The organism is Pseudoalteromonas sp. SaAl2 (genome assembly GCF_052947895.1).
Window position 1 is genome coordinate 1,992,004 of record NZ_CM129605.1, and the last position, 12,622, is coordinate 2,004,625.

Annotated in this window: 10 protein-coding genes; 5 read left to right on the top strand and 5 right to left on the bottom strand. The window is 41.5% G+C overall.

Annotated features, from left to right (window positions below; translation table 11 throughout):
• Nucleotides 1–121: 121 nt before the first annotated feature.
• Nucleotides 122–568, top strand: coding sequence for a ferritin-like domain-containing protein (locus ACU8V8_RS09630; RefSeq protein ID WP_446887307.1), 447 nt, complete (start codon nt 122–124; stop codon nt 566–568).
• A 68-nt stretch (nt 569–636) separates the two neighbouring features.
• Here the strand turns inward: ACU8V8_RS09630 and ACU8V8_RS09635 are convergent, their stop codons facing one another.
• The 4 genes from ACU8V8_RS09635 to ACU8V8_RS09650 all read right to left on the bottom strand — a co-directional run bounded on the left by ACU8V8_RS09635 (nt 637) and on the right by ACU8V8_RS09650 (nt 6,310).
• Complete coding sequence (locus ACU8V8_RS09635) at nt 637–3,636, bottom strand: TonB-dependent receptor plug domain-containing protein (protein WP_446887308.1); 3,000 nt, start codon at nt 3,634–3,636, stop codon at nt 637–639.
• Nucleotides 3,637–3,677: 41 nt separating this feature from the next.
• Nucleotides 3,678–4,754 carry a FecR family protein gene (locus tag ACU8V8_RS09640; RefSeq protein WP_446887309.1) on the bottom strand — a complete coding sequence of 359 codons (1,077 nt, stop codon included), beginning with the start codon at nt 4,752–4,754 and terminating at the stop codon, nt 3,678–3,680.
• Complete coding sequence (locus ACU8V8_RS09645; protein WP_446887310.1) at nt 4,751–5,305, bottom strand: RNA polymerase sigma factor; 555 nt, start codon at nt 5,303–5,305, stop codon at nt 4,751–4,753. The genes ACU8V8_RS09640 and ACU8V8_RS09645 overlap by 4 nt, the downstream gene beginning before the upstream one ends.
• A 105-nt stretch (nt 5,306–5,410) precedes the next feature.
• Nucleotides 5,411–6,310, bottom strand: coding sequence for a LysR family transcriptional regulator (locus ACU8V8_RS09650; protein ID WP_446887311.1), 900 nt, complete (start codon nt 6,308–6,310; stop codon nt 5,411–5,413).
• A gap of 167 nt (nt 6,311–6,477) precedes the next feature.
• Here ACU8V8_RS09650 and ACU8V8_RS09655 point away from each other — a divergent pair, with 167 nt between their 5' ends.
• On the top strand, nt 6,478–7,242 hold the full coding sequence (locus tag ACU8V8_RS09655; protein ID WP_446887312.1) for a haloacid dehalogenase type II: 765 nt from the start codon (nt 6,478–6,480) through the stop codon (nt 7,240–7,242).
• A 63-nt stretch (nt 7,243–7,305) separates the two neighbouring features.
• Here ACU8V8_RS09655 and ACU8V8_RS09660 read toward each other — a convergent pair whose 3' ends face one another.
• Nucleotides 7,306–7,908 (bottom strand): TetR/AcrR family transcriptional regulator, encoded by a 603-nt coding sequence (locus tag ACU8V8_RS09660; RefSeq protein WP_446887313.1) that lies wholly within the window; start codon nt 7,906–7,908, stop codon nt 7,306–7,308.
• Nucleotides 7,909–8,133: 225 nt separating this feature from the next.
• Between ACU8V8_RS09660 and ACU8V8_RS09665 the strand changes: the two genes are divergently transcribed.
• The 3 genes from ACU8V8_RS09665 to ACU8V8_RS09675 are packed head-to-tail and all read left to right on the top strand — an operon-like array spanning nt 8,134 to nt 12,519.
• Nucleotides 8,134–8,544, top strand: a complete 411-nt coding sequence (locus ACU8V8_RS09665; RefSeq protein WP_446887314.1) for an efflux RND transporter periplasmic adaptor subunit — start codon at nt 8,134–8,136, stop codon at nt 8,542–8,544.
• Nucleotides 8,510–9,331 (top strand): efflux RND transporter periplasmic adaptor subunit, encoded by an 822-nt coding sequence (locus ACU8V8_RS09670; RefSeq protein ID WP_446887315.1) that lies wholly within the window; start codon nt 8,510–8,512, stop codon nt 9,329–9,331. Before ACU8V8_RS09665 ends, ACU8V8_RS09670 begins: the two co-directional genes overlap by 35 nt.
• A gap of 14 nt (nt 9,332–9,345) precedes the next feature.
• Nucleotides 9,346–12,519, top strand: a complete 3,174-nt coding sequence (locus ACU8V8_RS09675) for an efflux RND transporter permease subunit (RefSeq protein ID WP_446887316.1) — start codon at nt 9,346–9,348, stop codon at nt 12,517–12,519.
• Nucleotides 12,520–12,622: the final 103 nt, after the last annotated feature.

The following is a 12,622-nucleotide window of genomic DNA, read 5'->3' on the forward strand; positions in this document are numbered from 1 at the left end:
TAGAACACATGTTTAATATAAGTTATTTTAAATCATGGTGTTAAAAACTAAAACCAGATGGAACAGGCCTTGCTTTAAGTAAGTGACATTTAAATTCAGTTAACTTAAAGAGGTCATTATTATGAATACCCATCAAGGACAAGACGCAAATCATATCACTGACATTATCCAAGTAATGAACAGCGGCATTGAATTTTATGAAAAAGCTCAAAATAAAGTTGAAGATCCTGCAATTGGTGCACTTTTTCAACGTATGATAGATGCCCGAAAAGTAAGTGTTGAAAGCTTACAACCCTATGCTATCAATGAAAAAGGTGAGCGCGAAGATGGCTCATCATTTGCTGTCGAAGCACGCCGTGCTTATACGTCTTTAATCACTAAGTTCAGCTCAGACAACGATCAAACTTACGTTAAAGAGCTTGAAGAAGTTGAAGATAAAACGCTAGAAGAAATTAAAGCCGCTATGAAAAAGCCACAGCCACATGACTGTGAAGCGGCATTATCTAAAGTGTTATTGACAATGCAAAGCTGCCATACAGAAATGAGCCGCATGCAACAAAAGCACTAATACATTTCATTAAATCAAAACAAGGGCCTTACGGCCCTTCAAAAGTTAAATAACGTAGGAGAAGTTATTTAGAAACGGTATTCGGCACCTAAATAGTAATAAGCACCGTTAAAGCCAAATGGCGCAGAACGACGTGAATATTCAAACACACCTGTTGAACTAACAATTGTATTGCCAGACGCGTCTACAATGGTGCCAGATCGTGAGTTACCAATGGTATTTTTGTCTGGGTAGACATCAAATAAGTTATTTGCACCAATATTTAACGACAAGTTATCGGTAACATAGTAATTTATTTTTACATCTGTAAGCACTTCTGCCCCATAGGTTTGGCGGCCACCATCTTCCACAGTGTATTCACCATAGCGGTTCAGAGATAAATTCACTGTCCAATCTTCTAAGCGGTAAAGCGCGCTTAAATTGACCCTATCTTGTGGTTGCCACTCTTCTATAATGGATGTTTCTTGAGCTGAAAATACGTCTTCTACTGGGATTGTTTCAAGGCCGCTGCCTGCAGGGGTAAATAAATCAACTACATCAGTCTCAGTGAAGTTAGCTGCTAAGGTGAAATCAAGTGTGCCACCAAGGCCTTCTGTGTTCCACGTAGCAACAAAATCCACACCTTGTGTTTCAGTGTCTGCACCGTTTAAGAAAAACTGGCCAGCGCCAGCACCAGAACTCACAAGGGCAGCATCAAGTGTTGATGATAAACCTTTACCTAAACGGTTACTGATCACAATGCGATCATCAATGTCAATTGAGTAATAATCGATAGTGACATTAATGTTATCTGTTACGTTATAAACAATACCTAAACTGAGGTTTTCTGATTTTTCTTCTTTAAGTTTTGGAATGCCAATGCTTTGTGCAAGGGTACTGTCATTTCTAAATGTACCCACTTCTTCTGCGATTAAATCACCGTTAGGGCCCACAACAAATTGCGTACTAATATTATTAAAATACAGCTGCTGCATAGAAGGTGCTCTAAAGCCCGTGCTAACCGCACCACGTAATGAAACATCATCAGTAACAGACCAATTACCGGCCAGTTTAAAGTTTACCGTGTCACCAAAACCTTTATAGTTGTCGTAACGCAACGCCCCAGAAATAATCACATCATCAATCACGTAAGTTTCAGCATCAACATAGAACGAAATAACATCTCGAGATTCATCTACTGACGATTCAGGAGAAGAACCACCAAAACCTTGCGTGCCGCCCGCAGCGTTTTCGCTGCCGACACCACCACTTAGGCCATCGTAAATATTAACGCCATTATTGGTATCGTAATCTCGGTATGCATATTCGCTGCCTTCTAAAATGCGATATTCATCAGTTCGCAGCTCTGCCCCCATGGCTAATGAAAAATCATCATAATCTTTTGTGTAGTCCAAGTTTAGGGTTTGCAAAGAAAGCTCCATGCCATAAGCATAAGACTCGCGAGGAATAGTTGCGCGAATATCATCAGCACTTAGCCCTTGCTCGTAGCGTAATAAATTAGCATATGAGCCATTAATCGTATCACTTGTGGTGTAGTCGATACTGTTTTCACCATAGGTGTATGAAAGGTCAAGGCTTGAATCATTATCAAACTCTTTCTTAAAACCAAAGTTATATGAAATGTCGTCTATCGTGGTGTTAATTTTTGGCAAGAAACCCATCGGGATAACAGCATCACCATCTTGTAAAACTGGGTTACCATCTGCATTGGCATTATGACGGAAAAACGCAGCGGACTCATTATCTCTGGTTGAATAAGTGATAAAACCATAAAGCTCGCCACCAGCTAATTCATAACCAGTATTTACGGTTAAAGCAAACTGTTGTGAGTCAGCATCACCAATTCTGAAAGTATCACGAGGGGCTGTTAGCTCACGAGGGTCTGAAGCGAGTAAAGTACCATCGCTTAGTTCTTCACAACCATAAAACTGACAAGAACCATGTAGGCCAGCGCGATTAGTCGGCGCACGATCGCGATAATTAATCGTGGTATTTAAATAACCATCATCACCCAGAGCAAAGCCTTTATTGAAATCGATATTAACTGTTTCACCATCCCCTTCTGAGTATTGACCATAGTTAATTGCCGCTTTCCCGCCTTCTTCAGCATCTTTAAGTACAATATTAATAACACCGGCAATGGCATCTGAGCCATACTGTGCCGCTGCACCATCACGTAATACCTCAATGCGTTTAATTGATGCAGCAGGAATAGCATTCATGTCGGTGCCCGCTGTACCACGCCCTACAGATGTATTGATATGAATGATGCTGGCTTGGTGGCGACGCTTACCATTGATAAGTACCAGCGTTTGATCTGGGCCTAAACCACGTAATGTTGCGGGCCGAAGTGCATCTGTACCATCACTGATTGATGAGCTAGAAAAGTTAAATGAAGGAGCTATTGATTGTAACATCCGGCCAACTTCTGTCTGTCCCGTATTTTCCAGCGCTTCTGCACTTAAAATATCAACAGGAACAGGTAAATCTTCGACCGAACGCCCAGCTACACGGCTACCAACGATAGCTATTTTTTCTATGTTTTCTTGTGCCGCTTGCTCTTGCGCATTAACGGCTTGGCTGTTTGTTGCCATTAAAAGTGGTAAAACGGCTGCACTGACCCCAGAAAGCTTTGTCATGTTGTTATCATTCCTATTGATTTGTTTGAGTTTTACGCTCAGTAAACCATTTTGATCAACAACCGCATCGAGTTCAGTATTCTGCAACATCGTATTGAGTGCATCCAACTGAGTGTAATAACCAAACACCGATTGAGCTTGATATTGCTTTGCTAACTCAAATGAAAAAACCACGGTTTGTTCAGTTTGTTTTGCAAATTCAATCAGTGCGAGGTCTGCTCGTTGCGCTTTAATATCAAATTGCACCATCTGTGATTCAACGGCATTAGCTTGTACATTCAGGCTACAAACTAAAGGCGCCAATGCAATCAACCCACATAATGGATACGTTTGGTTACTACGCAACTTATACAAACAGTTGAGAATGAATAATCCTCTACATGCCTTTGACTTTTTATTTATTATTTTTTTACTTTTTGTTTTCAGCATTGCTACTTTTCATGTTTTTAGTCAGAGTTTAACCCACCAACTTAACTATGATCGCCTTGTGTTAGGCTAACAATATGCTCACCTAACCGCTCATGCTCTATCGCTAAATTTGCTTGCAGGCTATCAAGTAAGCCGATGATATCACCCGCTTTGAAGACCCCAGCGACTTTAAGCGATGCTAATGAAGGGTCTTTTAACTCAAACCGTGTCGCAGTGTAACGGCTAACCTCTTGCAATGCTTCACTTAGCGGCTCACCATTAAAAATTAACATGCCATGCTGCCATGCTAAATCGCGCTGTACATCATCCATTGATAACTGTTTTATCGGTTTGGTAATACTTTCTTTTATGAGCGCTTTTTCTCCAGAGATAACAATACTCGCGTTAATTTTCCTCACTTGCTCAGTCTCATTATTAGCCTGTTGCAATCTAACAAAATCATCCGCATTTACCGCCACACTTGGATCAGTGATCATCACTTTACCTTCAGTAACCACCAGCTCTAAATCAGATGAGTCGTTACGCTGAACATTAAACACAGTACCCAACGCAGTGAACGATTTGTCACCCGCCATGACGCTAAAAGGCCGTGATGCATCTTTAGCGACATTGAAGCGCCCTTCACCACGACTTAAAATGAGCTGTCTTCGCCCTTGGGTATAAGCCACTTCCAATAAGCTATTGGTGTTTAATTGCACTATGGTGCTATCTGGTAAAACGTAGGTTGCCTGCTCACCCACTTTAGTACGGTATATTTTGCTGTACTTGGCTTGATCCTGCACTGAACTGGGATAAAAATTGAAGCCTGCAAACATAAACGTCGCCATCAGCATAACAGCAAAAATACTTGCAGCTATGGTAAAACGCGTATTTGAAATTGAATTTTTAGAAGGTACCTGTTTATTCGGAAACAAACTGCTTAACTCATTGAGAACACTCAACTCATCCCATAACTGTGCAAGTTCAAAAACCGCATCTTGATGTGTCTTGCTTTGCTGCACCCACAGTTGAAATTGCTCTCTTTCTGGCTCCGATAAGCCGCGATCCATAGCGCTGATCCATCGGCTTGCTTGCGCCTGAATAACGTCTTTTGACGAAAATTGATGAATATTGCTCATTTACCCACCCTCCTGGTAGTGACATTTGCTTGCTCAGTGCCTGAGGATACTTGCTCTTGTTGCTGCATATACTGCATAGATTTTAGCAGCCCTTTTGCTATATGTTTCTCGACCGTACTTTCACTTAAGTTCATTTGCTTTGCGATTTCTTTTTGGCTCAAACCATATACTTTTTTTAATATAAAGCATTTTCGTACTGGCTGACTGAGTTGCTCTGTCGCGCGGCAAAAAAGTAAAAATCGCTCTTTTGATGTTACTTCATCTTCAAGCTGCATCGATTTTAGATGTTGGTGATAATCATCTCCTGTATCAAGTGAGTCACTATGTTTATTATCCCACTTAGCAACATGATTTAAGGCTAAATTTTTCGCCGTTTTTAGCATATAACTATGAGTATATTTAATATCTTGTTTCAAGTCAGCTTCATAGCTTTTAACGAAGGTTTCTTGAACGATATCTTCTACATCATCAGGTAATACAATACGTGATACAAAACGTCTTATTTGAGCAGACAGTTCAACGAATGTTGTCGTTACTTTACTTTGTGCCACATTATGACTCACTATTACAATTATTAAGCTTAGGTTACGAGTTTTAGCATTAATTACAAGGCAAATTGTTAAATCGTCGTTATTTTAGGGTTACTATTTTTATCCTTAGCCATTATTTGAATTAGTATTTAAAAATAATGACTTCATAAACTCATAAAAAACCTCTGTTTTTCGAGTTGTTAAACTATTTTGTGGCTTTAAAAACCACACTGGTGCATCACCATCAGCTAAGATACCAGGCAAAACCTCAAGTAATACGCCTGTGTCTAATTCATCTTTAATAGCTAATTTTGATTTTATCGCAATCCCATGCCCCGCTATCGCAGCTTGAGTCATATTATCTGAATTAGAAATAGTGAAACGCGTTTTAGCATTAAAGTTGACAACTTTGCCAGCGCCATTGTTTAGTTTGAGTTGTCGCTGCCACGGTAAACACACCCAAAAGTGTTGCTGCAGTTGCTCAAAAGATGTTGGCATACCGTATTTTTCTACATAACTAGGTGCCACACATAAAACACGTTGATTGTTAACTATTTTTCGTGATAGCAAGGCAGAGTCATTCAGCTTGCCCACCCTGATAGCAATATCTTGTGCATCATCGACAACATTGACAAAGTTATCTGAAATCGAAAAGTCTAATTGCAAATCAGGGTATTGCTGCTCAAACGCAATCAGTTTGGGCATCACGAACTTTGAAAACACCCAAGGAGGCATTGTCACTCTAAGTAACCCACTCACCGATGAACCACGTGCACCAATACTGTATTCGGCATCATGTAATGCCTCAAGGATCGTACCAACACGCTGATAAAACACCTCACCAGCCGGTGATAGCCGTATTCGCCGACTATCTCTAAAAACTAAAACGGTTGCTAACTCTCGCTCTAATTTAGCTAATCGATGGCTAACAGTGGCTGGAGATAACCCTTGTGCGCTTGCCGCTGCAAGCACGCCTTTATTCTCTATTATTGCAATAAATGTTTCTAGATCGCTCACACTGTACATAGCTTCCCCTATTTCATTTAATATTTTCGAATGTAGCATTCGGTTTTGCAATGTTTATTTAAAAAAACCAAACACTATACTGTTTCATAGATAATAAATGGGGGTAATTGGAGCCCACAGCGCTCAATTTTAACCCCCTAACAGTAAATACAAGGGCATTAAAGTATATGGCTATTTTTAAAACGCTAACAAAGCTAAGTTTATCGTTAGTACTGTTAGGTCAATTGTTCGGAGGAAATGTAATGGCAGCTGAATCTGTACAGCACAAACCAAAAGTTATTATTTTTGACGTTAATGAAACATTACTCGATCTGGATTCAATGCGCGAGTCAATTGGTGCGGCATTAGGCGGACGAGAAGATTTACTTCCGCTTTGGTTTTCAACCATGTTACACCACTCTTTAGTGAGCACAGCCATCGGCGACTATCAGGATTTTGGCAAAATTGGGGTTGCATCATTATTAATGGTGGCACAAAACAATGATATTAAAATTAGTGCCGAACAAGCTAAAGCCGCGATTGTTACACCATTATTAAGCCTACCAGCACACCCAGATGTTAAAGCAGGCTTACAAGCATTAAAAGACAGTGGTTACAAATTAGTGAGCTTAACTAATTCATCAAATAATGGCGTAAAAGCGCAGTTTGAAAGTGCAGGTTTAACTGATTACTTTGAAGCCAGATACAGTATTGAAGATATTAAGATATACAAACCTGATTTACGTGCCTATGAGTGGGCATTAAAACAACTGAATGTAAAAGCAGAAGATGCGTTAATGGTCGCAGCCCATGGCTGGGATGTTGCTGGTGCAAAAGCGGCAGGCCTACAAACGGCATTTATTGCGCGCCCAGGTAAAGCCTTATACCCACTCGCACAAAAACCTGATTACAATGTGAAAGATTTAACCGAGTTAGTCACTCTTCTAAAGTAACTAGATTGTACTAAAATGGATCAATACCCTGAGGTTGAACTAATGGATAAGTTCCACCTCTTTTTATTTTTGCAATTTTATTCCGCTCACAAAAAACCGTGAAGTCAAATCTATTAATTGCTCTAAGCTCGCTTCATCTAATGCGGGTTTCCACATTATAACTTGCTCCCAATAGCCCATATTTTTTAATCCACCGTAGAAAAATGAAGCCGCAATATCTGCTGGCACATCATTTAATACGCCCGCTTGATGAGCCTGTTCAAACCACGTAAGTAGTCCCTTCTCACAGTCTAAAAACTTTTCTTCTAATCGTGCGGCCTGTTTTTTATCTCGCATCGATTCAATAATCACAATACGCGACAAGGTTAAGTAGTTCTCATCATTGCCAAGTGACAAGCATACCTTAGCTAACTCTTTTAATTGCTCATAAATATCAATATCAGGTTGGTATTGATATTTATGTAATTGTGAAAAACGCTCTAATAATAATGCAACCACCTCGTCAAACAGCGCATTTTTATTCGGGTAATGTTTATATAAGGTGCGCTTTGAAACATTAGCTTGCTTAGCAATGGTTTCCATTGTTGTGCCAAGTAACCCATATTGCGCAAACTCTTGAATCGCGGCACACAACACATCATTTTGTTTACTATTACTTGATTCCACATCGCCCCCCGATATTAATCACCCCCTAATCTACCACATTAATGTAGAAAAAAGTAAACGCAAGTGTATACCTATTTTAAATTTGGGTATACACTTGCGTTTACTTAAGCTGAATATCATTCATTACCTTTAAATGACATGGTTATAAAACGCGCAACAAACCATACTCAATCAGCTTAAATTTGCTTAAACCTATACTTATACAATTGGAACTGTGGAGTAACCATGCGTCAGCCTTTCGCACTATCGAAGTTATCATTATTTTTATTTACCTCAGCCTCGCTCTTTCTTCAAGGATGTAGTGAAGCACCTAAAGCACAACAAGCCGCTATGCATCCTGCTTCTGTCGCTACTGTGTTAGCTAAAACAGAAGATGCCCCGTTTACTATTGAGTTACCTGCGACTCTATCTGGCTCTAAAGAAGTTGAAATAAGAGCGCGGGTAACTGGTATATTAGAATCACGTAACTTTGATGAAGGCCAAACGGTAAAAAAAGATCAGTCTTTATTTACAATCAACCTAGAACCTTATCAATTGGCCGTTGAACGTGCGCAAGCGGCGCTTGACGGCGCGAACGCATCGCTTATTCAAGCACAGCGCGATGTTAAAAAGGTTAGCAAAGCTGCGTGCAGATAAATCGGTTTCACAACGTGATTACGATAATGCCAGCTCAACACAAGATATTGCACAAACCAATTTAGCTGCTGCTAAAGTAGCGCTAAACGAAGCAAAGTTAAATCTAGAATATGCCCAAGTCAAAGCGCCCGTTGCAGGGGTTGTGGGCCGTGAATTTGTTTCAGAGGGCACTTATGTCTCTGGCCCTGATTTATTGTTAACGCAAATTACCCAGCTAGATCCAATACGTTTACGTTTTGGTATTTCTGAGCGCGAACAATTACAAATGCGCCAAGATATGGCTAACGGCTCACTCACTCTGCCTAAAAATGGTCAATGGAAAACCTCTCTCAAACTGCAAGATGGTTCACTCTATGGTCACACTGGTGAAGTAAACTTTTCTGATGTACGCATCAACCCAAATACCGGCACCAGTGAATTACAAGCGATTATCCCAAATCCTGATTTTAAACTGCGTCCAGGCCAATTTGTGCGTGTTATCTTAAACGGCGCAGTGCGTAAAAATGCCTTTGTTATTCCACAGCGAGCTGTACTTGATAATGGCACTGGTAAATTTGTTTATCTGGTCGGCAAAAATGAACAAGGTGGCACGATTGCTCGCCCAGCTCCAGTTGAAGTAGGTGAATGGATCCAGAAGCCTGAAAACCAAGGGGATAAAAACTTTTGGCTTATTAAGTCAGGACTTAATGAAGGTGATGAAGTGATCATCGATGGCATGGCGAAGATTTTCTTCCCAGGCATGCCTGTCGTGGTAAACAATACATCAAACAGTGCGAACGCTGAATAAGCACAGGGAGTCTTATGTTTTCTCGTTATTTTATCGACAGACCTATATTTGCGTTTGTTATATCAATTGTTATTGTGCTGGCGGGCCTTGCCGCAATGCGCAGCTTGCCGGTTGCACAATACCCTGAAATTGCCCCACCTGTAGTACAGGTAACAGCAGCCTACCCCGGCGCTTCAGCACAAGTACCTGAACAAACCGTAGCTGCACCGATTGAAAATGCAATTACGGGTGTTGAAGGCATGATGTATATGGCATCAACCTCAACCAGCTCAGGCGCGACCACTATTGAAGTAACCTTTGAAATTGGCACTGATATTGACCAAGCTGCTGTAAACGTTAATAACCGTGTTAAACAAGTTGAAGCCCGTTTGCCAGAAGAAACACGCCGCCAAGGTGTGGTTGTGCAAAAAGGATCATCAAGTTTTTTACAAGTTCACGCGTTTTACTCACCCGATGGCAGCCGAGATAGTTTATGGACATCGAATTACGTTACTTTAAACATCTTAGATCGCATTAAACGTATTCCAGGTACTACCAGCGTGCAAATTTTTGGCGCGAAAGACTACGCCATGCGTATTTGGTTGCGCCCAGATGTCATGAGTCAACTTGGTGTAACCGTTGAAGAAGTTGCTGGCGCAATTCGCAGTCAAAACTCACAATATGCCGCGGGCTCTATTGGCGCAACGCCAACCTCACAATCAGCGCAAGAGCTTGTTTACAGTGTTACCGCACAAGGGCGCTTATCTGAACCCGAACAATTTGAAGAAATCATTATTCGTTCAAATATTGACGGCAGTAGTTTACGTTTAAAAGATATTGCTCGCGTGGAGCTTGGCTCAAAAGATTACAACTTTAGCGGCACAATTAATGGCAAAGAAGCTGTTTTATTAGGGATATTTTTACAACCTGGTGCTAATGCGCTGGATGTTGCCGCCGAAGTAAATGGCGTTTTAGATGAAATAAAACAGCAATTTCCTACAGGACTTGCTCATTTAAATTCATACGACACCACACGCTTTGTTGAAGTATCCATTCGTGAGGTAGTGATCACCCTAATCGAAGCCATGATTTTAGTATTTTTGGTGGTGTATCTATTTTTACAAAACTGGCGTGCAACGCTGATTCCTACATTGGCTGTACCCGTGTCATTACTGGGTACCTTTGCTGGCATGTATATGCTGGGTTATTCAATTAACTCGCTGACCTTATTTGGCATGGTGTTATCAATTGGTATTGTTGTTGATGATGCCATTGTTGTGCTCGAAAATGTTGAGCGCATTATGCACGAAGAACACGTAAGTGCTCATGAGGCTGCCATCAAAGCCATGCAAGAAGTATCTGGGCCCGTTGTCGCCATTGTACTGGTGCTTTGCTCAGTATTCGTACCTATTGCGTTTTTAGGTGGCCTTACAGGTGAGCTCTTCCGCCAATTTGCAATCACCATTTCAATTGCGGTGAGTTTATCTGGTGTGGTGGCGCTGACGATGACTCCTGCTTTGTGTGTACTTATTTTAAAACAAGAGCACAAACAAACCGCGCGCTTCTTTTTATGGTTTAACCGAGTATTTACACAAATAACCAGTAAATACGTTGGCACTGTTGGTTTTATGGTGCGTCGCGGTGCACTGGGTTTGTTATTAATGATAGGGATGGTCTCTATCACTGTCGGGCTTTGGAAAAACACCCCTAGTTCCCTCGTGCCAGATGAAGATCAAGGCTATTATATTTCAGCAATTTTCTTACCTGATGGCTCATCTTTGGAACGCACTGAAGAAGTCGTGAAACAAGTTGTTGCCGCAGTGCAATCAAACCCTGCAAATGAAAATGTCGTCGCATTTACCGGCTTTGACTTTATTGGCGGCGGTTACAAAAATAGCGCAGCAACCTTGTTTGTTACGCAAAAACACTGGGATGAACGCGAAATAGATACTAAAAGCTTGGTTAATGAGCTCTTTATGAAGACCGCTCATATTAACGAAGCTCTGGTACTGGCTTTTAACCCACCTGCTATTTTTGGCTTAGGAAACACCGGTGGTTTTGAATTTTATATTCAAAACAAAGGCGCTGGCGGCCCAGAAAAACTGCAACAAGCCATGGGACTAATGATGGCAGAGGCACAAAAAAGTCCTGTGCTAAGTGGCTTACAAACATTATGGCGCCCTAATGCGCCACAGTTAAAAGTGGATGTTGATCGTGAACAAGCCCGTGCCATGGGCATTGAAATCGACGATGCTTTTACAGCCCTTGCCGGTACGTTAGGCACCTACTACGTTAATGATTTCAATAAATTTGGACGAGCATGGCAGGTACTTATGTCTGCTGAGGCTGAGTTTAGAATGAAACCCGACGACATCGGCCGTATTTATGTTAAAAATAGCCAAGGCACTATGGTACCCATGTCTGCGTTTACTAATATAGAATTTAGTCGTGGTCCTGAAAGCCTAAACCGTTATAACAACCTTTCAGCGGTTAAGTTATTGGGTAACGCAGCACCAGGCTACGGTTCTGGACAAGCCATTGCCGAAGTGGAGCGTATTGCAAAAGCCGTGCTACCACCAGACATGACGTATGATTGGACGGGCTCTGCCTATCAAGAAAAACGCAGCTCGGGCACAACCGGTATTGCACTTGGCCTTGCTGTCATCATGGTATTCTTAATTCTTGCTGCGCTTTATGAGCGTTGGTCACTGCCATTATCGGTCATGCTGGCTCTGCCTTTTGGTACCTTTGGCGCGCTTGTGTCCATTTGGCTAGTAGGTATGACTAACGATGTTTACTTCCAAATTGGCCTCGTTACCCTGCTTGGCCTTGCCAGTAAAAATGCCATTTTGATTGTTGAATATGCCTTGATGAAGCACCAGCAGGGTTGGAGCGCAAGTGCGGCAGCTCTTGAAGCAGCACGTTTACGGTTTAGGCCTATTATAATGACATCGCTGGCGTTTATATTAGGCGTTGTGCCATTAGTGCTTAGCTCAGGTGCGGGTGCAGGTGCGCGTCACAGCGTTGGCACCGGTGTTATGGGTGGCATGATGGCTGCAACCTTCTTAGCTGTATTCTTTGTGCCTTTGTTTTTCTACTGGCTGACAGATCTTAAACTCAGTGAGAAACGCTCCCGTGATGAGCTCGCCGATGAAATAGCTGCGCACCATAAACGCGAAAACGTGGATACTCCTGAAGGTAATTTATAACTATTAACCTTTAAAAAATGAAGGGCAAACATAGGTTTGCCCTTTTTTATAACGGTTACATCACTAGCAATTTAAGCTTGTCAGCGCTACTATTAGTAAACGC

Excerpts from the sequence above, each read along its gene's own strand:
- ACU8V8_RS09635 (WP_446887308.1), bottom strand. The coding sequence starts at position 3,636 with ATGCTGAAAACAAAAAGTAAAAAAATAATAAATAAAAAGTCAAAGGCA.
- ACU8V8_RS09640 (WP_446887309.1), bottom strand. The coding sequence starts at position 4,754 with ATGAGCAATATTCATCAATTTTCGTCAAAAGACGTTATTCAGGCGCAA.
- ACU8V8_RS09650 (WP_446887311.1), bottom strand. The coding sequence starts at position 6,310 with ATGTACAGTGTGAGCGATCTAGAAACATTTATTGCAATAATAGAGAAT.
- ACU8V8_RS09675 (WP_446887316.1), top strand. The coding sequence starts at position 9,346 with ATGTTTTCTCGTTATTTTATCGACAGACCTATATTTGCGTTTGTTATA.
- ACU8V8_RS09630 (WP_446887307.1), top strand. The coding sequence starts at position 122 with ATGAATACCCATCAAGGACAAGACGCAAATCATATCACTGACATTATC.
- ACU8V8_RS09665 (WP_446887314.1), top strand. The coding sequence starts at position 8,134 with ATGCGTCAGCCTTTCGCACTATCGAAGTTATCATTATTTTTATTTACC.
- ACU8V8_RS09670 (WP_446887315.1), top strand. The coding sequence starts at position 8,510 with ATGTTAAAAAGGTTAGCAAAGCTGCGTGCAGATAAATCGGTTTCACAA.
- ACU8V8_RS09655 (WP_446887312.1), top strand. The coding sequence starts at position 6,478 with ATGGCTATTTTTAAAACGCTAACAAAGCTAAGTTTATCGTTAGTACTG.